At 48.6% G+C, this 25,610-nt stretch carries 21 protein-coding genes, 2 tRNA genes and 2 pseudogenes; 16 read left to right on the forward strand and 9 right to left on the reverse strand.

Annotated elements, in window-relative coordinates; all coding sequences use genetic code 11:
* The first annotated feature begins 59 nt into the window (after positions 1 to 59).
* A complete protein-coding gene (locus tag CRO57_RS05355) occupies positions 60 to 668 on the forward strand; it encodes a DUF938 domain-containing protein (protein WP_097152314.1) in 609 nt (202 codons plus the stop codon).
* Between the two features lie 324 nt (positions 669 to 992).
* Here the strand turns inward: CRO57_RS05355 and CRO57_RS05360 are convergent, their stop codons facing one another.
* From CRO57_RS05360 to CRO57_RS05370, 3 genes and pseudogenes are all read right to left on the reverse strand, one after another.
* Positions 993 to 1,529 (reverse strand): chalcone isomerase family protein, encoded by a 537-nt coding sequence (locus tag CRO57_RS05360; protein ID WP_097152315.1) that lies wholly within the window; start codon positions 1,527 to 1,529, stop codon positions 993 to 995.
* Positions 1,530 to 1,628: 99 nt separating this feature from the next.
* Positions 1,629 to 2,051, reverse strand: a pseudogene (locus tag CRO57_RS05365) (MFS transporter); the annotation flags it as partial.
* 701 nt (positions 2,052 to 2,752) lie between these two features.
* Positions 2,753 to 2,828: transfer RNA gene (locus CRO57_RS05370), tRNA-Asn, on the reverse strand.
* A gap of 225 nt (positions 2,829 to 3,053) precedes the next feature.
* Between CRO57_RS05370 and CRO57_RS25085 the strand changes: the two genes are divergently transcribed.
* Genes CRO57_RS25085 through CRO57_RS05385 form a run of 3 tightly spaced genes read left to right on the forward strand, consistent with a single transcriptional unit; the run spans position 3,054 to position 5,500 of the window.
* Positions 3,054 to 3,374 (forward strand): hypothetical protein, encoded by a 321-nt coding sequence (locus CRO57_RS25085; protein ID WP_244580013.1) that lies wholly within the window; start codon positions 3,054 to 3,056, stop codon positions 3,372 to 3,374.
* Positions 3,375 to 3,413: 39 nt separating this feature from the next.
* Positions 3,414 to 3,962 carry a bifunctional adenosylcobinamide kinase/adenosylcobinamide-phosphate guanylyltransferase gene (gene cobU / locus CRO57_RS05380; RefSeq protein ID WP_097152317.1) on the forward strand — a complete coding sequence of 183 codons (549 nt, stop codon included), beginning with the start codon at positions 3,414 to 3,416 and terminating at the stop codon, positions 3,960 to 3,962.
* A gap of 53 nt (positions 3,963 to 4,015) precedes the next feature.
* Positions 4,016 to 5,500, forward strand: coding sequence for a cobyric acid synthase (locus CRO57_RS05385; protein ID WP_342068278.1), 1,485 nt, complete (start codon positions 4,016 to 4,018; stop codon positions 5,498 to 5,500).
* On the opposite strand, the gene cbiB is transcribed toward CRO57_RS05385, so the two are convergent.
* Positions 5,475 to 6,545 (reverse strand): adenosylcobinamide-phosphate synthase CbiB, encoded by a 1,071-nt coding sequence (cbiB, locus tag CRO57_RS05390; RefSeq protein ID WP_097152319.1) that lies wholly within the window; start codon positions 6,543 to 6,545, stop codon positions 5,475 to 5,477. The genes CRO57_RS05385 and cbiB overlap by 26 nt on opposite strands.
* Positions 6,538 to 7,563 carry a threonine-phosphate decarboxylase CobD gene (gene cobD / locus CRO57_RS05395; protein WP_097152320.1) on the reverse strand — a complete coding sequence of 342 codons (1,026 nt, stop codon included), beginning with the start codon at positions 7,561 to 7,563 and terminating at the stop codon, positions 6,538 to 6,540. Before cobD ends, cbiB begins: the two co-directional genes overlap by 8 nt.
* Positions 7,564 to 7,708: 145 nt before the next feature.
* Here cobD and CRO57_RS05400 point away from each other — a divergent pair, with 145 nt between their 5' ends.
* Positions 7,709 to 8,446 carry a Card1-like endonuclease domain-containing protein gene (locus CRO57_RS05400; RefSeq protein ID WP_097152321.1) on the forward strand — a complete coding sequence of 246 codons (738 nt, stop codon included), beginning with the start codon at positions 7,709 to 7,711 and terminating at the stop codon, positions 8,444 to 8,446.
* 158 nt (positions 8,447 to 8,604) lie between these two features.
* Here the strand turns inward: CRO57_RS05400 and CRO57_RS05405 are convergent.
* A tRNA-Cys gene (locus tag CRO57_RS05405) sits at positions 8,605 to 8,678 on the reverse strand.
* Between the two features lie 261 nt (positions 8,679 to 8,939).
* On the opposite strand from CRO57_RS05405, the gene CRO57_RS05410 reads away from it, so the two are divergent.
* From CRO57_RS05410 to CRO57_RS05435, 6 genes are all read left to right on the forward strand, one after another.
* Positions 8,940 to 9,593, forward strand: a complete 654-nt coding sequence (locus tag CRO57_RS05410; protein WP_097152322.1) for a protein-L-isoaspartate O-methyltransferase family protein — start codon at positions 8,940 to 8,942, stop codon at positions 9,591 to 9,593.
* 309 nt (positions 9,594 to 9,902) lie between these two features.
* Entirely contained in the window at positions 9,903 to 11,291 is a 1,389-nt protein-coding gene (locus CRO57_RS05415; RefSeq protein WP_244580014.1) for a TolC family outer membrane protein, read from the forward strand.
* A gap of 291 nt (positions 11,292 to 11,582) precedes the next feature.
* Positions 11,583 to 12,371 (forward strand): PopZ family protein, encoded by a 789-nt coding sequence (locus tag CRO57_RS05420; RefSeq protein WP_097152324.1) that lies wholly within the window; start codon positions 11,583 to 11,585, stop codon positions 12,369 to 12,371.
* Positions 12,372 to 12,626: 255 nt separating this feature from the next.
* Complete coding sequence (locus CRO57_RS05425; protein ID WP_097152325.1) at positions 12,627 to 15,485, forward strand: valine--tRNA ligase; 2,859 nt, start codon at positions 12,627 to 12,629, stop codon at positions 15,483 to 15,485.
* A gap of 163 nt (positions 15,486 to 15,648) precedes the next feature.
* The gene (locus CRO57_RS05430) at positions 15,649 to 16,275 is read left to right on the forward strand and encodes a 5'-methylthioadenosine/S-adenosylhomocysteine nucleosidase (RefSeq protein ID WP_097152326.1); all 627 of its coding nucleotides are present in this window, start codon (positions 15,649 to 15,651) and stop codon (positions 16,273 to 16,275) included.
* Between the two features lie 184 nt (positions 16,276 to 16,459).
* Complete coding sequence (locus tag CRO57_RS05435; RefSeq protein ID WP_097152327.1) at positions 16,460 to 16,930, forward strand: DUF1203 domain-containing protein; 471 nt, start codon at positions 16,460 to 16,462, stop codon at positions 16,928 to 16,930.
* Between the two features lie 58 nt (positions 16,931 to 16,988).
* Here CRO57_RS05435 and CRO57_RS05440 read toward each other — a convergent pair whose 3' ends face one another.
* Positions 16,989 to 17,867, reverse strand: coding sequence for an ATP-binding protein (locus CRO57_RS05440; protein ID WP_097152328.1), 879 nt, complete (start codon positions 17,865 to 17,867; stop codon positions 16,989 to 16,991).
* A 244-nt stretch (positions 17,868 to 18,111) separates the two neighbouring features.
* Here CRO57_RS05440 and yajC point away from each other — a divergent pair, with 244 nt between their 5' ends.
* From yajC to CRO57_RS05460, 4 genes and pseudogenes are all read left to right on the forward strand, one after another.
* The gene (gene yajC, locus CRO57_RS05445) at positions 18,112 to 18,447 is read left to right on the forward strand and encodes a preprotein translocase subunit YajC (RefSeq protein WP_097152329.1); all 336 of its coding nucleotides are present in this window, start codon (positions 18,112 to 18,114) and stop codon (positions 18,445 to 18,447) included.
* A 79-nt stretch (positions 18,448 to 18,526) separates the two neighbouring features.
* Positions 18,527 to 21,094, forward strand: a pseudogene (gene secD / locus CRO57_RS24970) (protein translocase subunit SecD).
* A 143-nt stretch (positions 21,095 to 21,237) separates the two neighbouring features.
* On the forward strand, positions 21,238 to 21,627 hold the full coding sequence (locus CRO57_RS05455) for an Mth938-like domain-containing protein (protein ID WP_097153213.1): 390 nt from the start codon (positions 21,238 to 21,240) through the stop codon (positions 21,625 to 21,627).
* 58 nt (positions 21,628 to 21,685) lie between these two features.
* A complete protein-coding gene (locus CRO57_RS05460; protein ID WP_097152330.1) occupies positions 21,686 to 22,546 on the forward strand; it encodes a squalene/phytoene synthase family protein in 861 nt (286 codons plus the stop codon).
* A gap of 19 nt (positions 22,547 to 22,565) precedes the next feature.
* Here CRO57_RS05460 and trmFO read toward each other — a convergent pair whose 3' ends face one another.
* Positions 22,566 to 23,990, reverse strand: a complete 1,425-nt coding sequence (gene trmFO / locus CRO57_RS05465; protein WP_425291272.1) for a methylenetetrahydrofolate--tRNA-(uracil(54)-C(5))-methyltransferase (FADH(2)-oxidizing) TrmFO — start codon at positions 23,988 to 23,990, stop codon at positions 22,566 to 22,568.
* Positions 23,991 to 24,146: 156 nt separating this feature from the next.
* On the opposite strand from trmFO, the gene CRO57_RS05470 reads away from it, so the two are divergent.
* A complete protein-coding gene (locus CRO57_RS05470; protein ID WP_141401192.1) occupies positions 24,147 to 24,782 on the forward strand; it encodes a hypothetical protein in 636 nt (211 codons plus the stop codon).
* Positions 24,783 to 24,952: 170 nt separating this feature from the next.
* Here the strand turns inward: CRO57_RS05470 and CRO57_RS05475 are convergent, their stop codons facing one another.
* Complete coding sequence (locus CRO57_RS05475) at positions 24,953 to 25,105, reverse strand: DUF1127 domain-containing protein (RefSeq protein WP_097152333.1); 153 nt, start codon at positions 25,103 to 25,105, stop codon at positions 24,953 to 24,955.
* Between the last annotated feature and the right edge of the window lie 505 nt (positions 25,106 to 25,610).

Consider the following 25,610-nt stretch of genomic DNA (forward strand, 5'->3'; position numbering starts at 1 on the left):
CAAAAGAAGATCTAACCTCCTCCGTAAAATCGTCATCCTCATTGTTCAGAGAAATCCATATGGCTTCCAAAGGTAAGAGATTTTCGAGTCCATCCGCATTGCGAAATCGTGAAGCAATCTGGAATATATTGCAGGCTTTTCTACCGGAAAAAGGTATGGTTCTCGAGATTGCCAGCGGTTCCGGAGAACATGCCATACATTTTGCAGCCCGTTTACCAAAATTGATCTGGCAGCCATCAGATCCATCTTCCAAAGCGCGAGCCTCAATAAGGGAATGGTCAAGCGAGAAGCGGCTTGAAAATCTCCTGTCTCCTTTGGATATCAATGTGACAAATGAGGTTTGGCAGGTTGAACAGGCGGACGCGATCCTTGCCATCAATATGGTGCATATCAGTCCCTGGAGTGCGACGGAAGGATTGATGAAAGGTGCGGGTAAGTTACTCCCGCGTGATGGGTGTCTGATACTCTATGGACCTTATAAACAAGAAGGCAGAGAGTTTGTGGAAAGCAACGTCGACTTTGATAACTGGTTACGCAATCAGGATATGCAATGGGGGATCCGTCAGTTGGAAGAGGTTGCCGAGTTGGCCGCGCAATGCGGCTTGAAACTCAGTTCAGTAATAGACATGCCAGCCAACAATCTGAGTGTCATTTTCCGGCGGAACTGATGAGAAAATATTGACAGAAGTTAAGAGTTGGATTTGGGTCTCATCAATTGAGGTCAAAGATCACAGTGAGAGTGATGCGAAAGGTTGACAAGAAGGGCACGCGCATCCAAGTAAATCCATCTAAGATCACTCATATGGGGCATTGTTCCGGTTTAGAAGTTCAGGGATATGATTATAGATAGCTTACGACCAACACAAACAGAACAAAACTTTGAATTCGATTCATGTTTTGTATGGCAAATAAGTCTCCGCTTTCCTTTTTGCAGATAGTGGGTTGTCAGGTGGAAACGACAATAATGTCTATGAACCAATGCAGTATGGATTTCAGTTTTTACCTCTTAATTTGCGACTGAGTTGTGCGTTTCGACTTCTGTCAGAAAGCCAGATTCCCAGAACCCTTTCTCTGATGCCTGAATGCTGAATATTGCAAGTTTTACGACCGTTGAAGAAGAAGTGTAAGCTATTTCGGCTTTTTGCAATGGCTACGAACCGATCTGATTTCCTTACGGGTTTGAAGCAACCGTGCAGCTTTTGGGCGATTTGTGCATGGTCTTCACGTTTTCCCTCAAGGCGTTCCAATTCCGAGATTGAGGCCTTGACCAAACGGCTCCTGCTAAAGCTGCGCTTGTATTGCAATTTCAGAGCAAATGGTTTTGCCCATGCAAATGCGTTGCCTTGCTGAGTAAACAGAGTTGCCGAATACATACTGATTCCGAGAAAACTAACCTGAACCTGACCAATTTTTTGAGGTGCGGAAATCTGCTTGCGCACCTCACCCGGAACTGTTGCAGAATATGCAGAAACAGGGAGCGTTAAACCAATCAAAATGGTGATGAAGCTGATAAAAGACTTTCCTGGCATGGTATCTGCTTTCTTTGTTCGCGCTTTATCAAGATACGCAGAAGGCAGTTCTTTGGATCATCCAAGGCTTTATGGTTCGCTTTGAAAAGGGCAAAATGATTACAGGATTTTTTGTGGTGTTTGATCTGGTTTGATGACCATAAACAGCATGATCAATGCGCCTGTTTTTAAGATACAAGGAACAATTGCATACAGAAACGCCAGTGCATTCAAAGCCTCAGGTGATTTGGTTGAACCTACGCTAAACCCTGACCAGGATAGAGCCGGCAAGATCAGGGCAAGTGAGGCTTTGCCGGAAAAAATCCAAAAACCAAATGCGACGGCTGGATTGAGAGATGTTTTTGTTTGATAGCGGCAGAAAAGAGCTGGAAGCAACATCATGTCCGCTCCCAGAGCAGCGCCCGATGCAATGCACACCAAGGCAAACCAGACCTGATCTCCACTGTTCAATGGGTAGGCCCACATAAAACTTATAATGGCCAGCACCATGCCGGAGGCTAAAGTATATCGCATTCCCAAGCGTACTGATAGATATCTTCATAGAGGAGTCGAAGCTGCCGCTGCGATGAAAAACAGGACTAGAAATAATCCTGCCGTCCCTGGCATGAACAAACGGTGCTCGACAAAAAAAACGAACAGGGTCGAAGTAATTGCAACTGGCATGGCATTGATAAAAGCCAATGCCAGAATATAGCAAACAGACTTATCAGCAAGTTACGTCCTGCTAGATGGCACGGAAACATCAATTGAAAGCCATTGCCCGGACATACCGATCGTTGCGATGAAGAGAGACATAGCAACAAAGAGCGCATACTTGGGTAAAGTCCCAAGCCGGAATGAAAACATGATCAGGAAACCATTTGTGATGCTGGGTATGTTTACTACGCTGAAAATGGCTATCTGGATTGCCGAGATAAGAAGAGGTTATGGATCGAGTTGGTCGATAAAATAAAGGCTCACAGTAATGTTGAGATAACTTGAGTTGGATCAAGATTCCCTCGGGTATTTCAATCATACCAGATTGTTAGGTACTCACTGTAGTGATGACACGCAAAAGGTCGATCAGCGACAGGCGCCGGAAATATCTGGGGATGTGCGTTGACTATTTGCCATGTCCTGCTGTAGCGAATGCCTGTTTTCTATGGCAATCGCCTTTAAGATTCAACAGATTGGCAGGAACAAATAAAAAAAGGTCTTCTGAAATTAATCAGAAGACCTTGATTTGGCTCCCCAGGCCGGACTCGAACCAGCGACCCAGCGATTAACAGTCGCTTGCTCTACCAACTGAGCTACTGGGGAAAACTTGGTAACTGCAACAAGGTAGAAACCTTGAGCGTTGGTGAGGTGGTTTCTAATGGAGCCAATCGAAAATGCCAAGTCCTTTTTTTATTTGCTTGGGGAAAGTTTGTAGGTCGTGGATAAATCCTTCTCGATAGCTGCAAAGGACTGGAAATACACACTGCTTTTCCTATTTACGGATGATAACAACACCTTTTTAGTAGTGCAGGCTGGACCTTCTCTTTCATGATCACTCCGCGCAAATCAATTTCCCTGGGACAATGGACGATTGCCATGCCCGGTACGCCAAAGGCACGCCGCAGTTTGGGAATAATACTAATTATTGGTGGAGTTCTGGGTTTTTTACCGGTGCTCGGTTTCTGGATGATTCCGTTGGGCCTTTTTGTTTTATCGGTGGATTCACCCTATTTACGACGCTTGCGAAGGAAAGGTCAGGCGTTGCTCGAGCGGAAAAGTCGTTCTGACAAAGTCATCATGGCTTATCAAACGGGGGATTGGTCTCAGGTGAATGAGGCTGATAGGATGGACTTTCAAAAACAAGGATAGATTCCTCCTAAATCACTCAGACCACAAACGGACCTTGCCATGACTAACTGTCGTTCAACTCTGATTTTTGGTGGGGCCCGTTCTGGGAAGAGTGAATTTGCTGAAGAGCTTTGCGAAAAGAGCGATCTGGAATTGCTCTATGTTGCTACTTCTGCCCCTCAAATGAATGATGAAGAAATGTCAGATCGTATCAACTTGCATCAGGAACGACGAGGTCCTCGCTGGAAATTGATTGAAGAGCCCGTCTATCTGGCTACGTGTCTGCGTCAACATGCAAGAGAGGGGCAAGTGATCCTGGTTGATTGCCTCACACTCTGGCTTTCCAATTTGATGTTCGAGAATAAATATGTCGAGGAGCATAGCATGCAGCTTGCTCAAACGATCCAGGATTGCCCCGGAACGCTTATATTTATCTCAAATGAGGTTGGGCAGGGTGTTGTGCCAGAACATGCTTTGTCCCGCAAGTTTCGTGATTATCAGGGCCTCATGAATCAATATATGGCCAAGCAATGCGACAGGGTGATTGAAGTGCGGGTAGGGTTGCCTTTGATCTTGAAGCCAAGTCCTTATCCTGCGATCACCTTGTAGAACGATTTGGAGCTTAAGATTCGGAGGATCAGGAAGCGATGATGGCAGCAATCATGTTTCAGGGGACTGGCTCCAATGTGGGTAAATCGATGCTTGTGGCCGGACTTTGCAGAGCTTTAAAGCATCGCGGTCTCTCCGTTGCACCTTTCAAGCCTCAAAATATGTCCAACAACGCTGCAGTCACCTGCGATGGTGGTGAAATTGGTCGTGCCCAGGCGTTGCAGGCCATGGCTTGTGGGTTGCAGCCAAGCGTTCACATGAACCCGGTGTTGCTAAAACCTCAAAGCAATATAGGCTCGCAAGTTGTTGTTCATGGCAAGGTCGCAGGGCAGATGAAGGCGCGGGACTATGCCGCTAATAAGGGAAAATTCCTGACTTCGGTTCTACACTCTTATGAGCATCTGAAAAGCCAATATGACATTGTAGTCGTGGAGGGTGCGGGGGCGGCTTCGGAGGTGAATTTGCGAGCTGGTGATATTGCCAATATGGGCTTTGCTCAGGCTGCGAATGTTCCTGTCATACTGGTCGGTGATATTGATCGAGGTGGAGTGATTGCATCCATCGTTGGAACGAAAACTCTCTTACCGCCTGAGGATTTGGCTTTGGTGAAGGGGTATCTGATCAATAAATTTCGTGGCGATGTGTCTTTGTTCGATTCTGGAATTGAAATCATATCCAAAGAAACGGATTGGCAGAATTTTGGGGTAATTCCCTGGTTTGATCGGGCAGCTACGCTTCCGGCAGAGGATAGTGAAGACCTAAAGCGTGATATCGTTTCAAGTGAAAGGAAGGGGAGGGTGCGGATTATTGTGCCAATCCTTCCGCGTATTGCGAATTTTGATGATTTGGATGCACTGCGGGCTGATGCTGATATTTCCTTGGAAATGATTGAGCCTGGTATGCCGTTGCCGCAAGGAGCAGACTTGATTTTGCTGATCGGATCAAAAACAACAATTGCAGATTTTAAGTTTCTCCAAAATCAGGGTTGGGATATCGATATTCTATCTCATCATCGTCAAGGTGGTGCAGTCATGGGCTTATGCGGTGGCTATCAGATGCTTGGAAAATCCATTTCCGATCCAAAGGGTGTTGAAACAGAGCCTGGAAGCGATTGTCTGGGATTGGGGCTGTTGGATGTCAAAACCATTCTGGATGGGCAAAAACGCACGGTTCAAGTATCAGGTAGCCACTTGGAAAGCGGCAAAGATATATCTGCATATGAAATTCATATCGGTCAAACAGAAGGTGTTGATTGTGAACGACCACTTTTTGAGATTGACGGAAATCCTGAAGGTGCAATGTCACAAGACGGCCTTGTGATGGGATCCTATCTTCATGGCGTTTTCAATGAAGATGCGTTTCGTGCGGCTTTCTTTAGCAAGTTGGGCGGTTCAGGGAAAGTGAACATGGCTTATCAGAATATGGTTGAAGAAAGCCTCGATTCTTTGGCTGAGCATATAGAGCACCATATGGATGTCGATGCCATTTTGGAAATTGCCAAAGAAAGAAGGACTAGGTCATGTTCGGAAAGTGGCTGAATAGCAATGCAGCATAACCAAGACCAACTGCGCAGATTTCCAAGCCGCAAGCCCACGCATAAATGGAGACTGCTGACTTGATTTCGCGCGCTCCGATATCTTTCCGGCCAGTTTCGTTGACATATGGTTCCTTGCTCACTTTATCACCATAAATGCGAGGACCGGATAGGGTGATATTGAGAAGATAGGCCATTGCCCCTTCGGGCCAACCGGCATTGGGTGATCTGTGTTTTGGGGCATCCAGCCAAATCTTCTTAACATTGCTCCAAATGCCAGTGGAGGGGTGTTTTTCTCCAGGACCTTTAGGTCTTAATTTACCTCCGAGAAGAAGCAGGATCATGGAGATGCGTGCTGGGATCAGATTGACTACATCATCCAGCTTGGCCGATGCCCAGCCAAAATATTGATAGCGCTCATTCTTGTGGCCGATCATGCTGTCAGCCGTATTGATCGCCTTATAAGCAAACAACCCGGGTAGCCCGCCAATCAATAGCCAAAAGAGGGGGGCGACAACACCATCCGAAAAATTCTCGGCAGTGCTTTCTATTGAAGCTCTGGCAATGCCTGCTGCATCTAGTTGCTCCGGGTCTCGCCCGACAATCATTGAAACTGCTTTTCTTGCTTCGTTTAGATCACCGTTTGAGAGTGGTTGCCAGACCCGATAGACATGATCACTGAGACTTCTTTGCGCGATGAAGACAGAAGCGATGAGGCCAGTAGCAAGAATTCCTCCGATTCCCAGATCAAATAGTAGTTTCTGAATGATTGCGCCAACACCTAATGCAGGAACGATAAGGTAAAGAGGCATGAGCATGCCTCGGAACCGAGTCATATGAATATCCTGACGTTCAGGAGGTAGAGTAAGTGGCGCGTTTAGGCTTTTCTCGAGCGATGAAATGAACGTCCCGATCCACACCACTGGATGAGGAAGTCTTCGCCAGAACCAATCTGGATCACCAACCAGTGCATCCATGATCAGAGCCAAAAAAGCGATCAAAAAAGTGGCTGCAAAGTAGGAATCGGAAAGAACAAACCAATCAGTCATTTGCTGCCTCTACCACAAAGCAGTCAAGCGCTGACACGAAGCGTTTTAGCTCCGCGTCCTGCATCGGAATGCCAAGCCTTAGCCAGCGATCTTGGTAAGTGAATATGCGGCTCCAGATATGGTGCTTGGCCAAATGCATGTGCAGCCTTCGAGCATATTCACTCTCAATCAGCAGATAGAGGCCGGTTCCACCAACAACAGATAATCCATGCCTGGCTAAACAGCTTTGTAATCGCTCGCTCCAATGAGTTAGGAGCTCACGCTCTTTTTTATGCCATTCCAGATCTGATAGAGCCTGACTTCCAACTTTCAATGCTACGGATGAAGCAGTCCAGGGGCCGTGAAAGCTTGTTATCTTGTTTGTGATCTCCTCACTTCCAATCACAAATCCTAGCCGTATGCCTGCAAGGCCAAAGAATTTCCCAAAACTTCGAAAAACAACAATATTGGACCGGGAGCTGAGGTGGGGTATGATGCTTTGGGTAGGATCTATATCGCCAAACGCTTCATCGATGATCAAGGTGCTGTTTGATTTTTGCAGGTGAACAGAAAATTCTAACAATTCTGGCGATGAAAGGGTGTGGCCATCCGGGTTGTTGGGATTCACAACAATCACGCAGGATCGTTGGTCAATATTCTGCGCAAGAAGGTCATCAATGGCAGTAAAACCGGAACAGGGCACACCAGCCAGCTCCATGGCACCTCTGTGCTCACTATAGGTAGGCTCTGCTATATGGCACCGACCGGGTTTCAAGATATGAGGAATGCTGTTGATCAGGATTTGTGTACCGGGGCCGGCTACAATTGTTAAATCCTTGGGGCATTGATAAGCCAGACGGGCAGCTTCAAGACAGGTTTTGAGGTCAGTTGTGCTTGGTAGCTCCCGGATGTCAGAGAGTGCACGATCTATTGAGAATGGATAGGATCGCCGGTTGATACCGGTAGAGAGGTCCAGCCAGTCTTCTTTTTGTCCGCCATATGCCTCCATGGCCCAGCCAAGGTCGCCACCATGCAACATGATCACTCTCACCCATTCTTCGCTGGCAGGATTGCCAAGACACTTGCATCGCTCTTACCTATCTGTGTTATGGATTGCAAGCTGGCGAAGTGGTGTAACTCTGTATTGATTCATGCCCGCATTCAATAATGGAACGGAAGTTTAAATGGCGCAGAAAAAGACCCTTGCAGAATTGATCGCCAAATCCGGAGCCTGGCTGGATGAGGGACGGAGCGGTACATTAAGGGAAGCAAAAAGAAATCGTCCCGCCAGCACTCTCCTTGCCAGTCATTTCAGAGCCTTTGAGCGGATCAAGAAGCGGCTGTTCAAGGGCAGTTTGTCCATTTCTGATCTCGACCCGGTTGAAGCCTGCATCGTTGAAGCTTTGCAGGGCTGTGATCTTGTTCTTCAAACGGAGGAGGGCATCCTGCGCGCCCACACGCCGCAGGCAAGACGGTTCATTACTGGCGGTTGGTTGGAAGAGGTGGCGTGTCTGGCTGCGCTTGAGGCTGGGGCAGATGAGGTGCGCTATGGGCAGTCAGTGCGCTGGAGAATCGATGGCTATGAAGGTGAGAATGAGATTGATGTGATCGCCCGTTTTGATCAACGTCTTGCTTTCTATTCCTGCAAAGCTTTTGGGGCTGGATATCAAAGATCGAATGATCGCCGCCGTAAGAAACTAATGGAAGCCCTGCATGAGGCTGACAATCTTGCGGACCATTTTGGCAGCCAAAACAGCTTTGTCGGCCTAATTCTTACCACCGATCTCTATGACAATTATAATAGAAAACCCAAATATGAAGCGCTGTTCGGCAAAGCCCGTGCGCTGAATGTGCAGCTCATCACATTGGATGACATGAAATGGGGACGATTGATCAAGGCAATGGCACTGGCTAAGGAATAGCAAGGTCAATTATGAATCAAGCCATGATCCCGCCCGATCAGCAATGACACTGCTGAGTTCATGAAAACGAAAAGCTATGTTTTACAATTTCACACAGGTACCAGGCACGCTTGAAAAGCTCAAACAAAAACAAATTATATGTGATCTGAGAAAAGAGTTGGAGGCTCGAGCCGGAATCGAACCGGCGTACACGGATTTGCAATCCGCTGCGTCACCACTCCGCCATCGAGCCTTCCTGCGTTGTGGTGGATGGTGTATAGCGAAACCAGTTCGGGCCGACAAGTCGATATCCACCAAAATTTGAACTTTTTGACAAAACTCACCGAATGAGCTGTTCAAAGCGAGACAAAAGGTTCGAAAAATGCGGCGAACGCCCTTGCAACGGGCTTGCGGCAGGGATAATCACGGGGAAGGGTAAAAAAGAAGCGGGTATTTATGGACCTTTGGCTCGCTTCTTGGCCGCTGGGATCAACTAGAGACAGGATATTCTGTTATGGGCGAATATGCAGATGCACGCCGCCAGATGGTGGACAACCAAATTCGGACCACCGATGTAACTGCCTATAATGTGCTGGAGGCATTTGAGGTTGTCCCTCGCGAATTGTTCGTACCAGCTCATCTGCGGAATCTGGCTTACAGTGACGTCGATATCGTGATCTCGGATAGTCGTTGCATGATGCAACCTTCGCCGCTCGCCAAATTACTTCAGTTGGCTGATATCAAATCTGAGGATTTGGTTCTGGTGATTGGTGCGCAGGCTGGCTATACCGCTGCACTGGCTTCCAAGATGGCAAATACCGTCGTCGCTGTCGAAAGTGACGAAGCTCTGGTTGAGCAGGCACAGGACACCTTGACGGGTTTGGGTTTTGACAATGTCGCCATGATCAGTGGTGATATTGCCAAAGGATATGTATCTGAAGGTCCTTATGACGTGATTGTCATAGAAGGGGCTGTGGAACAGTTGCCGGATGATCTGCTGAATCAGATGAAAGATGGCGGCGTTCTGGTAACGGTTGACGGCAAGGAGCGCCGCGCAGAGGCTATCAAGATTTTGCGCAATGGTGAGAGCTTCTCTCGTATCCCTGCGTTTGATACCAATGCACCAATTCTCACAGAATTCTCCAAGCCGGTCGGTTTCAGTTTTTAAGAAAAATCCTTGCCTTTGAAAATATACAAGCCGTCTGTATGTGCTACAGGCGGCTTTTTGTTTGTATTTGCAGAAAATCTAAAATACATTTCGTTACAAAAGTTCTGTATAAACTGGCGCTTGATCTGTTGCGAGAATGCAGCATTAGTGATTTTTTAACGCCTCGAGGTGTGCGCGGTACTAGGAATGCAACAGCAATCTGCCTATTGTGCCGCCACAATCAAGAATATTCAGATCTGGAAATTGATCTTCGGACGATTGGGCGCGAAACCTGATCATTCAGGCATAACATGTGCAAGGAGCAGGGGCGTGAGAAGCTTTAAGACAGCAACAGTCTGTGCAGTAGCGGCGTTGGCATTGAGCGTATCCTCCGTATCGGCAGAAACCCTCCAGCAGGCATTGGCGCTGGCTTATCAGAACAATCCTACGCTGAATGCGGCAAGGGCCGGGCTACGCGCGACTGATGAAAATGTGTCTCAGGCCTTGTCCGGCTATCGTCCCACTGTCAATGGGACGGCAAGCGCCACGCGTCAATGGACCAGCATCGAACAGTTTTCTGGGTCTGCCAAGCGCAATGAGACCAATTCAACCAATCTGGGTTTGCAGGTCGATCAGATCCTATTCCGTGGTATGCGTACCAAGAATGGCGTGAAAAAAGCCGAATCCGCCGTTCTTGCTTCTCGTGCGACATTGGAGAATACCGAACAGACGGTTCTCTTCGATGTTGCCTCCGCCTATATGGATGTTCTTCAAAACCAGGCGATCCTTGAACTGCGAAAACAGAATGTGTCTTTCTTGCAGGAGCAGGTTCGCTCGGCAAAGGATCGATTTGCCGTCGGTGAAACCATTTCCACCGATGTTGCACAAGCAGAGGCCCGTCTGTCTGGCGCTATCTCACAGGTTAATTTGGCAAAAGCCAATCTGGCCTCCAGTCGTGCAACTTATCAGCAATTGGTTGGTAAGAAGCCGGGGAAATTGGCAGCCGGATATTCCGTGGACAAATTGTTCCCACGCAAATTGAACTCAGCAATTTCATCTGCGCTGACCGAACACCCAGCTATTCGTGCAAGTCAGCATAATATTGATATCGCTCAGATGGATGTGAAGCTTGCTGAAGGCGAATTGTTGCCAACGCTTAGTGTGCGTGGAACGGCAGCACGTTCGTGGCAGGATCAATCCAGCCGTGGTTCCAGTGCAGAGCAGACGACCAATAGCGCTTCCATCATGGGTACTTTGTCCGTGCCCATCTATCAGGGCGGTCGCGTGAGCTCCAAGGTGCGTCAGGCTAAGGAAACTTTGGGCCAGCGCCGTATTCAGCTTGATCTATCTCGTGATCAGGTTCGGGCTGCAGTGATTTCTGCGTGGAGCATCTATGAGGCTTCCATCCCCCAGATCTCTGCTGCTCAAGCGCAAGTAGAAGCTTCTCGCCTTGCGCTGCGCGGCGTGATCGAAGAGCGTGGCGTGGGGCAGCGAACCACTCTGGACGTCTTGAACTCTCAAGGTGAGTTGATTGATGCGCGCATCTCGCTGGTCACTGCTCAACGTGATCGCATCGTCGCTTCATTCCGCATTGCATCAGCCATTGGCCGCCTGACTTCCAATCGTCTTGATTTGCCGGTTGCTCGCTATGATACGAAGAAGCATTATAAGCAGGTACGTGACAAATGGTATGGTTTGCGCACACCAGATGGACGCTGATTTGAGCGAGTTTTTCATTTGAGCCGGATCTCGAGGGTCCGGCTTTTTTGATTCTGGGTCGCGTCAATGTCGGTATCCATGAAAACTGGGCGTTAATTATTGCGTGCAAGGATTAGTGGGATAATGGGGAAAGCTTTGAAAAGCGGTTTCCATGCACAGCGGAATGGTGCTTTTTATGCGAACAGATTTTCTAACGCAGTTAAACAGCTTATAGTGATAGAACCAGCGAATCATTTCTGCGGTGGAATGTGATTTGCAGCACTACTGGTTTTCAGTTTTCGGGTGAGGCCTATGTCTAATACCAACGCAGCTCAGGAACCTTCGATGGAAGAAATCCTGGCGTCCATTCGCCGGATCATTTCAGATGAAGAAGCCGCCATCGGTGGTGATGAGACACCAGAGCCGGAAGTTGCTGCCGAGCCCGAAGTCGATCCGAATGCCGAAATGGGTCAAGACGATCTTGATGCTCTGTTTGATGCGCCTGCTCCAGTTGAAGAAGAGCCAGCAGAGGAAGAAGATGATATGGCAGCCATGATGGCAGCCATGGAAACGGATTCTGCTGAAGGTGAGGTTGAAGAAGAGGAAGAAGTTCTGGACCTGCCGACCGAGTGGCAGGAACAGGATTTGGTCCAACCTCATGACGATGATTTGATGTTCATGGAAGAGCAGGAAGAAGAGCCTGCTCCGGAAACAGTTGCAGAAGCTACCCCAGAGCCGATAGCGGAACCAGATCCAACGCCCGAGTTGGAGCAAATGGTTCAGTCTACGCTGGAAGAGAAGGTACCATCTCTTCTGAAAGCCACGATTGAAACCGAGCCGACACCACTGGATAATTTGCCTGATGTTGAAAAAGGCATGCCGCTGGTATCAAATCAAACCAGTGAAGTGGTTACCAATGCTTTTGAAAATCTGACCCACACGATTCTGTCCAACAATACACGGACCATGGAAAATGTGGTGGAAGACATGCTGCGCCCCATGCTCAAGGCGTGGCTCGACCAGAATTTGCCGGTAATGGTAGAGCGTCTGGTGCGTGCAGAGATTGAGCGAGTGTCCCGGGGTGAGCAGCATTATCGCTGATCACCCGCACCAACCTGAAATTACCTGGTTTTGTGGCAAATTTGCGCTGATTGCCTATTAAAGGTGGGCGATTGGCGCATGGCTCGTCTCTGACGGTTGACAGACCGCCACAGAATGGGATTTACACCATACAAAGATATATTTGTGGTCGTTGCCTGCATGTTTGCAGGAATAAGGCATTTGCAGGCAAACCATAGGATTTGTTGACAGGTAGTGAGGGCGTGCATGCTCTCTTGCTTGCGATATGGAAGTGCAATGCTGGAAAAAACATTCGATGCGGCCAATGTGGAGCCGCGCCTGTATGAAGAGTGGGAAAAATCTGGTGCCTTCAATGCTGGCGCTGGTAAAAAGGATGGACAGGACAGTTTCTGCATCGTCATTCCACCACCGAATGTGACTGGTTCCCTGCATATGGGCCATGCACTGAACAACACTCTGCAAGATATCATGATCCGCTACCACCGTATGGGTGGCAAGGATGTTCTCTGGCAACCGGGTATGGATCACGCCGGTATTGCGACCCAGATGGTCGTAGAGCGTCAGCTGGCAGCCAATGGTGAGCCAGGCCGTCGTGATATGGGGCGTGAGGCCTTCCTTGAACGGGTTTGGAAATGGAAAGGCGAATCTGGCGGCACCATCTTCAATCAGCTTCGCCGATTGGGCGCGACAGCCGACTGGTCACGCGAACGTTTCACGATGGATGAAGGTTTGTCGAAAGCGGTTCAGAAGGTTTTTATTGAGCTTTATAATGATGGGCTGATTTATCGTGGCAAACGTCTCGTCAACTGGGACCCCAAATTCGAAACGGCAATTTCCGACCTCGAAGTGGAGAACAAGGAAGTTGACGGCCATATGTGGCATTTCAAATATCCACTGGCTGGCGGCGAGACCTATACCTATGTTGAAAAGGATGAAGACGGCAACGTCGTTTTGGAAGAAGAGCGCGATTACATCTCGATCGCGACAACGCGACCCGAAACAATGCTCGGCGATGGTGCCGTTGCTGTCCATCCTTCTGATGAACGCTATGCACCGATTGTTGGCAAGCTTTGCGAAATCCCTGTTGGGCCGAAGGAGCATCGCCGCCTGATCCCGATCATCACCGATGAATATCCTGATCCGGATTTTGGTTCAGGTGCGGTGAAGATTACCGGTGCTCACGATTTCAATGATTATGGTGTTGCTCGTCGCTGCGACATTCCTTGTTATCGCCTGATGGACACCAAAGCTGCCATGCGCGCAGATGGTGCTCCTTACGCGGAATGCGCAGAATTGGCTGTTGAGATCGCCAAAACCGGCAATCTGCCATCCGAGACAGAAGTTGATGCAATTAACTTGGTTCCTGATGAATATCGTGGTCTGAACCGGTTTGAAGCGCGCAAGCAGATTGTCGCTGCCATAAATGGGGAAGGTCTTTGCGTTTTCGCCAAGGATGACGAAGGCAATGACATTCCTTTTGTCGAGAACAAAAAGGTCATGCAACCATTCGGAGACCGGTCCGGTGTTGTTATTGAACCCATGCTGACCGATCAGTGGTTTGCTGATGCCAAGACCCTTGCGAAGCCCGCCATTGCATCTGTAAAGGAAGGACGGACCAACTTCGTTCCGAAGAATTGGGAAAAGACTTATTTCGAATGGATGGAGAATATCGAGCCGTGGTGTATCTCCCGTCAGCTTTGGTGGGGGCATCAGATTCCGGCCTGGTATGGTCCGGAAGAATCCGTTTTTGTCGCCCATGACGAAACCGAAGCCATGGCTATGGCCAAAGAGAAATTTGGCAAAGAGGTTGAGTTGGTTCGTGATGAAGATGTTCTGGATACCTGGTTCTCATCTGCTCTTTGGCCATTTTCCACACTTGGCTGGCCTGACAAAACACCTCAGCTTGAGCGATATTATCAGACCGATGTCCTGGTGACTGGTTTTGATATCATTTTCTTCTGGGTTGCTCGCATGATGATGATGTCCCTTCATTTCATGAAGGAAGAGCCATTCCATACCGTCTATGTTCATGCGCTGGTGCGCGATGAAAAAGGCGCCAAAATGTCCAAGTCCAAGGGCAATGTCATCGATCCGTTGGATCTGGTAGACGAGTATGGAGCTGACGCTGTTCGCTTCACGCTGGCTGCAATGGCTGCTCAAGGTCGTGATATCAAGCTTGCCACCAGCCGGGTTGCCGGCTATCGCAACTTCGGTACAAAACTCTGGAATGCGACCCGTTTTACCCAGATGAATGGCTGCGCGCGCATTGAAGATTTTGACCCGAACGGCGTGAAGGAAATAGTTAACCGTTGGATCGTGACTGAGTTGGCCAAAACCGCCAAGGAAGTGTCCGAAGCCATCGAAACATATCGTTTCAACGATGCGGCCAACGGACTTTATCGCTTTGTTTGGAATCTGTATTGCGATTGGTATATTGAGCTGACCAAGCCTATTCTCCAGGCAGAAGGTGAGAGTGGTGCCAAGACAGAGACGCAGGCTTGCGTTGCCTGGGTTCTGGATCAGATCTGTGTGCTTCTGCATCCATTCATGCCTTTCATCACCGAAGAGCTCTGGGCGGAAACCGGTAAGAACGGTCCAGTACGTGAAGGTTTGCTGATCCTTGAAAAATGGCCAAGCTATTCCATTGAAGACACCGGTGCTGCCGATGACATCAACTGGCTGGTTGATATCATCACGGCAATCCGCTCCGTCCGTTCCGAGATGAACATAACGCCATCCACTCAATTGAAGCTGGAAATCGTGGGCGCGTCTGATCAGACCAAAGCCCGCCTGAAAGCTCAGGATGCAGTTATCAAGCGTCTGGCTCGTGCTGAAGAGATCAAGGTTTCAGCTGATGTACCACAAGGCTCAGCCCAAGTAGTCGTGGGTGAGGCTACCATTGCTCTGCCTCTGGCTGGCGTGATTGATCTGGATGCAGAAAAAGTCCGCCTGGAAAAAGAGATCGACAAGATCTCCAAGGTTGCGGCCAAATTCTCCGGCAAGCTGAATAATGAGCGCTTCGTTGCCAATGCTCCAGCTGAAATAGTCGAAGAGCAGAAGAGTAAACTGGCTGAACAAGAAGCTCTGAAAGCCAAAGTTCAGGAAGCTCTGAATCGTATCATGGCTGCTCTTTAAGAGCGTCGATGAAGTCATGATCTTGTTAAGCCCCGGCAGAGTTTCACTGACCGGGGCTTTTTGATACTCAATATATCCGAAGCTTTCCTAAGGTTTTGACAGTATCAGTTACTGAAAACCAAATAGGATGTGTGAAGGTAGATGGAATGTACAAAGGTGAGAAATGACATTTTCCAATCCAAAAATTCTTTTTGTAATGGCGGCTTCTGCGGAATATGGAGCGCAATTGCAGCAGCTGATAAAGCCTTTGATGATTGGTGTGGGCCCGGTTGAGGCAGCTGTGAATTTGACAGCGGAATTGGCAAATTTGACCCATCAGGGTAAAAAACCGGATCTGATAGTCTCACTTGGATCTGCCGGATCGCAGCATTTGAAACAAACTGAAGTCTATCAAGCTGCCAGCCTGTCCTACCGGGATATGGATGCATCAGCACTAGGTTTCGAAAAGGGAACAACGCCTTTCCTCGATATCCCGGCAATTGTGGAAATGGAACATTTTCTGAGTTCCGTACCAAAGGCCTCTCTTTCCACCGGTGCGAATATCGTTTCCGGGGAAGATTATGAAGCAATCAATGCAGAGATGGTGGATATGGAAAGCTTTGCCATCTGGCGCGTTTGTGAAAAATTCGCTATGCCAATGATTGGATTGCGCGGTATCTCTGATGGAGAGAAAGAGCTGCAGCAGATTTCTGACTGGACAGAATATCTGCACATAATCGATGAAAAACTCGGCCTGGTTCTTCAGGAAATGAAGCGCGAATTTGGTGGCTGGCAGGACTGTCTTGCCTAAGATCACCGCGTTTCTGTTCTATTTCAAAGATGTTTTGTCGACACTATAGGAGCGTTGAAAGAATTGAAAAACAAAGGCTCCGATGTTTATCGTTGGAGCTTTTTGTTGCTTGAGCAAGAAACGGGCTGCAGGTAGGGCATCTTCCGACTAGCCTTGCTTCCATCATCAAATTAAGGAGGCAAACGTGGCTTTTCAGGTTAGAGGATTGGACCCAAAACCTTTTCAGAAATACTATGGCAAAAGCGAGGAAGAGCTGAAGTCGCTCGGAATTATTCGCTATCAAGTTGATGAATATCCGGGTTATCCAGATAGAGTGACCTTGAGTGAAGTGGAGGCTGGGGGGACGGTGTTGCTCATGAATTATGAGCACCTGCCAGTCGCGTCTCCTTATCGTTCAAGACATGCCATCTTCGTGCAAGAAGGTGCTCGGGAGGCAGATCTTGTGATCGACAAGGTACCAGACTCATTGGCTACACGCATTCTGTCACTGCGTGCATTCGATGAAAATGATCATATCGTAGAAGCTGATCTTGCTGAGGGTGAGGCTATAGAGCCTACAATCCTCAGAATGTTGGGAAATACGGATGTTCAATATATCCATGCTCACTACGCCCAACGAGGCTGTTATGCCGCACTGATTGAGCGGAATGCGTAGAGAAAAAGCCTGCGTCTTTTGACGCAGGCTTATGTTTGGATATTTGGTCAAGTATAGCTTAACCCAGTACAACACCCTTTTGGCCCGCCAAATCCTGAATGAATTGCCATGCTACACGGCCGGAGCGGGAACCTCTGGTCATGGCCCATTCCAGAGCGCTGGCACGAAGCTCGTCTGCATCGATTTGGATGTGATATTCCACAACATAACCATTGACCATGGAGAGGTAATCGTCCTGGGAGCAATTGTGAAATCCGATCCAAAGGCCAAAGCGGTCGGACAGCGAGACTTTCTCCTGTACGGATTCGCTCGGATTGATGGAGGTTGAACGCTCGTTTTCGATCATATCGCGCGGCATCAGGTGGCGGCGATTGGATGTTGCATAGAAGAGAACGTTGGTAGGGCGGCCTTCAATACCACCATCCAGAACCGCTTTGAGCGATTTATAGGCATTTTCTCCACTGTCGAAAGACAGATCATCGCAGAAAAGAATACAACATTCTTCGCGCTCGCGCAGAATGTTCATCAAAATAGGGAGCGATTCGATATCTTCTCGGCTGATTTCGATCAGCTTGAGGTTTTTCTCGTCATCATCTTTTTCCGCATTCACCGTTGCATGAGCAGCTTTGACCAGGGAGCTTTTGCCCATGCCACGTGCGCCCCACAAAAGAGCGTTGTTGGCAGGAAAGCCATTTGCGAAACGACGAGTGTTTTCGAGCACCATATCGCGATTGCGATCAATGCCTTTCAGCAGGCCCAGATCCACACGATTGATGTGTTTGACGGGGGCAAGATGCGGGTAGGGTTCGGTATGCCATACAAATCCGTCAGCACCATCCAGTCTTGGCTTGGGTGCTTTTTCTGGAACAGCACGCTCCAGCACCTTGTGGATTTTTTTCAGGCTTTTGACGATGGATTTCAACTCATTCGAAGACATGAAGCCCCCTTAATTATCTTCTGGACTGATAAGTGCTGAAAAACTCTGAAAATCAGGTCATTTAAGACCTCAAAGACCTTTCAACTTGGTCCAAGGAACACTATTTGTATCCATTGATTACCAGAGATGGGCGCAGAGTCCAGCCTGCTATTTGCAAAGCTGTGCTGGGCCGCTATAGTCCGCTCAACCATAATTCGGATCAGGCATTCATGAAGCGCGCCGATCCCACGCCAAGGAGCAAACAATGTTCGTTACGCCCGCTTACGCACAGGCAGCCGGAGCCGCTGGTACCTCTGATTTTCTTGTTTCAGTTGTCCCCTTCATCTTGATCTTTGTGATCATGTATTTCCTGATCATCCGTCCTCAGCGGACCCAGATGAAAAAACATGCGGAAATGATTGCAGCAGTGCGTCGTGGTGATACCATCGTGACTTCCGGTGGTTTGGTGGCAAAAGTGACAAAAGTGGTCGATGATGCCGAAGTGCAGGCTGAGATTGCCGAAGGCGTAAAGGTCAAGATCATGCGTAAGGCCATAGCCGAGCTGCGCTCCAAAGGAGAACCAGCAGGCGACGCCTCCTGATTACCAAATTTTGATATGAAGACCGTGATAGGTGCGACCCGCTTAGCGGGTCGCTCTTTCTTCCGGAACGGATAGTCGTATGTTACATTTTGCTCGATGGAAGGTTGGCTTGATATTGCTGACAATCGTCTTCGGACTTTTGTTTGCGTTGCCCAACCTGTTTTCCGAAAAAACACTCTCAAGTTTGCCGGATTGGTTGCCCAAGCAGCAGCTGGTTTTGGGTCTTGATTTGCAGGGTGGTTCGCACATTCTTCTGCAGGTGGAAGAAGCTGGAGTTATCAAGGAGCGCCTTGAGGTTCTTCGCGGTGACGTACGCTCTGTCTTACGGGAAGATAAAATTGGTTATACCGGTCTTGCGATCAAGGATAACTCCGTTCAGGTTCGAGTCCGTGACGTCACCAAGCTCGAAGAGGCGCGGACCAAGGTTCGTACTCTGGTACAGCCAATCACTCAGTCTCTACTGGGTGGTGGTGGCGCACTGGAAAGCAGCTTGGAAACCACAGAAGATGGTGTGCTTCGTCTGACTTTGACACCTGAAGGCATCGAGTCTCGCGTTAATGCTGCGGTTTCCCAGTCCATCGAGGTGATCCGTCGCCGCGTGGATGAGTTGGGCACCACCGAACCATCCATTCAGCGTGAAGGAAATAGTCGCATTTTGGTTCAGGTGCCTGGTTTACAGGATTCCGATCGCCTGAAAACCATCCTTCAGTCCACCGCCAAACTAACCTTCCGCCTGGTTGATGTATCCAATTCAGTGGATGAAGCCATAACAGGTCGCCCACCTCTGGATAGTGAAGTTCTTTATTCCGCTGATGACCCTCCGGTTCCCTATCTGGTGAAAAAACGCGTTCTGATTTCCGGTGACGAATTGGATGATGCTCAGCCAACCTTTGACCAGCAGACCAATGAGCCAGTAGTTTCCTTCCGGTTCAATACGTCTGGAGCACGTAAATTCGGTCGTGTTACTCAGCAAAATGTCGGACTGCCATTTGCCATCGTTCTTGATGATGAAGTCATTTCTGCGCCGCGCATCAACGAGCCAATTCTGGGAGGGTCCGGCATTATTTCCGGTTCCTTCACAGTGGAAAGTGCCAATGACCTCGCTGTTCTGATGCGCGCTGGGGCTTTGCCTGCTGATTTGACCATCATTGAGGAGCGTACAGTTGGCCCCGGTCTAGGGAAAGACTCCATCGAAGCTGGCGAGATTGCCGGTATTGTCGGCGCAATTGCTGTGGTGGTCTTCATGTTCCTAAGCTATGGTTTGTTTGGTCTGTTTGCCAATCTGGCATTGATTGCCAACATCACGTTGATTCTTGGTGCTTTGTCGGCACTTGGTGCGACACTAACCCTGCCAGGGATCGCGGGCATCGTGTTGACTGTGGGCATGGCTGTAGATGCCAATGTGTTGATCTATGAGCGTATCCGCGAAGAAAATCGATATGGTCGCTCTACTATCGCCGCTATTGATGCGGGCTATAGCCGTGCATTGGGTACCATTCTGGATGCCAATATCACAACTTTCATTGCCGCAATTATTCTGTTCTCGCTGGGATCAGGACCTGTCCGCGGTTTTGCGGTTACATTGGCCATCGGTATTGTAACCACTGTCTTCTCCGCCTTTACATTCAACCGCCTGCTGGTGGCTGGCTGGGTTAAATCCCGCCGCCCATCTGAGCTGCCAATTTAAACGCCGGAGGATCACAAAATGAAACCACTTCGTCTGGTTCCGGACGGAACCAATATCCGGTTCATGACCCACCGCCGTTGGAGTTTCCCGCTGTCAGTTGTTCTGATCGTGGCGTCTCTTGCTCTCTATGGCGTGTTCAACCTCAATTTTGGTATCGACTTTAAAGGCGGTACCTTAATTGAGATTAAGACAGCAGAAGATATTGCCGACCTTGGTGATATTCGTGGCAAGTTGAATGATTTGCGCCTCGGTGATGTCGAGGTTCAGGAATTCGGCGCACCAAATGACGTTCTTATCCGGGTGGAAACTCAGGAAGGCGGCGAGCAAGCTCAGCAGGCCGTTGTCAATCAGGTCAAAGCAACATTGGGTGATAAAGTAACCTATCGCCGAGTCGAAGTTGTTGGCCCGCGTGTGTCTGGTGAACTGGCTTCTGCCGGCAGCATTGCAGTTCTATCTGCGCTGTTTGCTGTTCTTGTTTATATCTGGTTCCGGTTTGAGTGGCAGTTTGCATTGGGTGCAGTTATGGCAACCACTCACGACGTTATCCTGACAATTGGCATGTTTGCAGCTCTCGGGTTGGAGTTCAACCTTTCATCCATCGCCGCTATTCTGACCATCGTTGGTTATTCGCTCAACGATACCGTGGTTGTTTATGATCGTATTCGTGAGAATTTACGCAAATACAAAAAGAAAGAATTGAAGGACATCCTCGACCTTTCCATCAACCAGACTCTGTCTCGTACGGTTCTGACTTCGGTTACCACTTTGCTGGCGCTAGGCTCGCTCTATGTCTTGGGTAGTGCGGTTATTAAAAGCTTCACCTTCGCTATGATCTGGGGCGTGTTTGTGGGTACTTATTCTTCGGTCTTCATGGCTGCGCCATTGCTTATCTTCCTTAAATTGCGCCCTGAGCATATGCAGGAGCAAAAGGATGAAGGCACGGAAGAGGCGAGTGCCTGACGATGATTTTCAAATTGGGAAAAAAGGCCAAGGATACCGTGTCCGACAAGGCGAGGGAGAAATCTACTTTGTCAGATCCTGATGCGCCAAGACCAGATGCCGCAAAAAACAAGCCCGATGGCTTTGTCGAAAATGCTGTGGCGATGGCGACGGGGCTGTCTCTTGTGGATGCGCATTATCCTGGCCATGACCCAATTGATTATTATGGCAATGGTGGCTTTCGTTTCGGCGACTATTCCCATCAGGGTTCCCTGATGTTTCTTCCCAGCGGCACGCGTCGCTGGGATATTTCTTCGCCTGAAGAATTCTCGGAGGAAGCCTTCACACAAGTCGTTGCTGAAGCAGATGGAATCGAAATTCTTCTGATTGGTTCAGGCAATTCTCTTGTGCCGTTGCATCCGGAAATGAAAGCCAAACTCCGTGAGGTTGGGATCATCTGTGATGTAATGGATACGGGTGCAGCTGTGCGCACTCTCAATATCCTGCTGGCAGAAGAGCGGGCTGTCGCTGCTGCAATTCTGGCAGTAGATTAGCTCCAAGTTATTTTGGAATATCTTCTTCGCCGAGGCTTACCATCTTTAGGGGAGATCAATGCCGGACCAGCAGACAGATCTGGCTTTTTGTCAGGACCAATTGCGCAAGTTCGATCCGCTGCATCATTTCATGGCATTGGCGTCTTTGGAAATCCATAGGCCAGCATTGATGGTGCTCCATTGCTTCCTTGACGAGATAGAGCGCATTCCACTGCAAGTTAGTGAGCCGACAATGGGGGAAATTCGCCTGCAATGGTGGCTGGATGTAATCGCACGAGAAAATACTGATCTGGAGGGGAGGGACGGTCTGGAAAATATCGGCCCAGTCGCGTCATGTCTGAAACTGATACAGCGAAACTATAATCTCTCACCCGATCATCTCATTCAGATCATAGAAGCGCGCAAATTTGATCTTTATAACGATCCTATGCCTGACTGGGATACATTTGAAACTTATGCCGGAGAGACTGAAGCTCTTCCACTCTTGCTTGCTGCTCAAATCCTCAATGATGGAATAGTGCCCGAAATCTCGGATTTGTGCGGTAATGCTGCCATGGCAATTTGTCTTACCAAGCAACTGACGAATTTTGCACGCAATGCCAATCGGCAAAAGCTCTATTTGCCATTTGGGGAATTTTCAGAGGCTCAGGTGAACGAAGCGCAAATCTGGGTGCTCGAATCTGAAGAAGACATAATCTCTGTCTTGAAGCCAATCGCGAACAAGTCCCATGATCACCATGTTCAGGCCCAACAGGAATTCAATTCATTAAAAGAAAAAGGCCAAGCCCATTTGGGCTCAGCCTTTTTGGAACTTGCTTTGGTATCAGCACGCCTCAAGCAGTGGAAGAAAAAACCACTTGCGCCAAAAAACATTCCGCTTTGGAAGCAATACTGGTCCATCTGGCGGTATGGTCGATAGTTTCGACGCCTTTTCTTTCCTAAGTTTCTTGCGCAGCAATTGAGATTTCCTCAAGCCATGCTCTGGTATCGCCTAACGCACGCTTGGCCAATGCTTTCTTCTTGGAAAGTTGCTTCTCAACACCACGCATCTTGCTGCCATCTTCACGGCGCTTCGAGAATTCGACTGGAGGGAAGAGGCCAAAATTCACGTTCATTGGCTGGAATGAACGCCGGCCACCATTGCTGTCGATCAGATGGCCGCCTGTAATATGGCCGAGCAAAGCGCCAAAAGCAGTTGTTTCCGGAGGTGGAACTGCTGCATGACCCAAGGCTTCTGCAGCCAGAAAACGCCCGGTTAACAAACCGATCGCGGCACTCTCGACATATCCTTCACAACCTGTGATCTGGCCTGCAAAACGAAGATGCGGATGTGATTTCAGTCGCAAAGTATCATCTAGGAGTTTGGGCGAGTTAAGGAACGTATTGCGGTGTATGCCACCAAGGCGGGCAAATTGTGCATTTTCCAATCCAGGAATCATTCGAAATACATCGCTCTGAGCGCCATATTTCATCTTGGTTTGGAAGCCAACGATATTGAAGAGGGTGCCTAGCTTGTTGTCCTGCCGTAACTGAACGACAGCGTAAGGGTCGGTTTCCGGATCATGCGGATTGGTCAGGCCAACTGGTTTCATCGGCCCGAAGCGAGGTGTATCAATTCCTCGTTCTGCCATCACTTCGATTGGCAGGCAGCCGTCGAAATATTTGGCTTTCTCCCATTCCTTGAACTCGGTCTTATCTGCCTCCAGCATTGCTGCTATAAAAGCTTTGTATTCCTCTTCATTCATGGCGCAGTTGATATAATCCGCACCAGTTCCACCGGGGCCTTTTTTATCATAACGGGATTGGAACCAAGCTCTATCCATATCAATGGAATCAAAATAGATTATCGGGGCAATTGCGTCGAAAAATGCCAGTGCGTCCTCGCCCGTTGCCGCCAAAATGGACTTTGAAAGCGGCTCGGATGTGAGAGGGCCTGTAGCAACAAGGCAGGAGCCATTGTCAGCACTTGGTAACTCATCGATCTCACCGCGTTCAATCGTAATCAACGGATGGTCATGCAGGGCTTTGGTGACCGTCTCGGAAAATGCTTCCCTTGCCACAGCCAATGCGCCACCTGCTGGAACGGTATTTTTGTCAGCACATGCCATGATCAGGCTATTGGCTTCGCGCATTTCTTGGTGCAATACTCCGACAGCATTGGCTTCAGCATCATCGGAACGGAACGAGTTGGAGCAAACTAACTCGGCGCAGTGATCCGTAATATGAGCATCGGTGCTTTTGATCGGGCGCATTTCATGCAGCACAACCGATACACCATGACTGGCAATCTGCCATGCAGCTTCGGAACCGGCCAGGCCAGCGCCAATGATATGAATAGGAGCGACTTTTTCGTTCACGATGATATCCAGACTGGTTGGAAGAACGCCATTCTCTAGCACTGCAAGCCGATGAAGAAAAGCCCTGATCATACGAGACGAGCATCATAACACTTGGCAATGGTAGCTGGCCAATGCTATGGCCACAGCATAGATGCAATTCAGTTGAAGGTTCGCAGAATCATGCCATCCATCCGTAACCGTCTTTTGATGATGATTCTGCTTGTCCCATTGGCAGGCTGCATGGCGCAAATGAATGAGAATCCAGACCGTTGGGCCGAGACCACCAAGATGCGCCTTCCAAGCAACGGCAATCTGTATATCTGCCATGGTTTTGGTTGCAAATTGAATTATGCCTTCAAACCTAACGATCAGGATCTGGAAAAAGTCACCGAAATTCTGAAGAAGGGCGAAAGCAGTGCTGAGGCAGAGCGACAGTCAATGGGAGAGGCGATCCAATATTTCGAGACGCGGCTTGGGCCGCTGATCGGATCCGATAAGGACAAAGGTGGTTTGGATCTAACCAGCTCAGGGATCCCTGGCCAGATGGATTGTATTGACGAAGCCTCCAACAGCACATCTTATTTGATGTATATGCAGATGCATGGTTTGCTCAAGCACCACAGCGTTTCGTCACCAGTTGCAAGAGGATTCTTCCTTGATGGCAGATATCCTCACGCCACTTCTGTTGTGAAACAAAAAGCTACCAAGTCACACTATGCGATTGATAGCTGGGTCAAAGATAATGGAGTGTTTCCAGTCATCAAGCCGTTGAAAAAGTGGTTTGCAGAAAAACCAGCAGGCTTGAGAGGCGCGTAAAACTTCAGGTAATCTAATCGCCGAATAGATAGCTGATACACAAAAATAGATCCCAGATAAAACGAAAGCCCACCGGGGGAGGAACCGGTAGGCTTCGTTTCTTGTTTCAAAACTGGGAGGAGGTGTTTTGAAACCATCGGGCTTTTGGGAGGAGATAAAGCCCGAATTCCTTATTTGCCAGCAGCGCGGCGGGCAACAAACTCGATATCACCGCGGCCAATGCCTAGATCATTCAGATCGCGGGTGCTCAGGCGGCTGAGTTCGGAGACAGTGTTGCGGTAATTACGCCACTGCCGATAGTTTTTCACGACATTATCAAACATTGCTCATTTCCTTGTGGTTATGCAACGTGGCACAATCTCTTGCGATGCTCTGTGGCCTCGCTTTGTTGAAAATAGATATAATATGATTTGAAAAATTTTGCACCGCACAATATTGCATAGCTGTTTTGCAAGACATGCATTCCTTGAATACATATTATCTCTGGACAAATATGAACAGAATTATACCGCGTTGATTCTCAAAGGTTTAATAGTATTGAAAATCTGAAGATCAGACATTTCAGCCATTTGGAATAATATGCTGTCAATGGGTATGAAAAGCACTTGAAACGAAAATAAATGAATTTCGAGGGAACATGGATGTGAGTTTGGGGCTGTTGGAAAAGGTGCTTGAATAAAATGCAGGCAATGTGAAAATTTATAAAAACAGACAATGATGCTTATCGGTTCAAGTGAAAATCCGAGCTAATACAATAACCAGGATCAGCGGTTGTTCGTGTGTCAAAGCTGACTGATATTGGAACCACCAAATTCAACCAATAATGAC

This window comes from Cohaesibacter gelatinilyticus (genome assembly GCF_900215605.1).
Lineage (GTDB): Bacteria > Pseudomonadota > Alphaproteobacteria > Rhizobiales > Cohaesibacteraceae > Cohaesibacter > Cohaesibacter gelatinilyticus.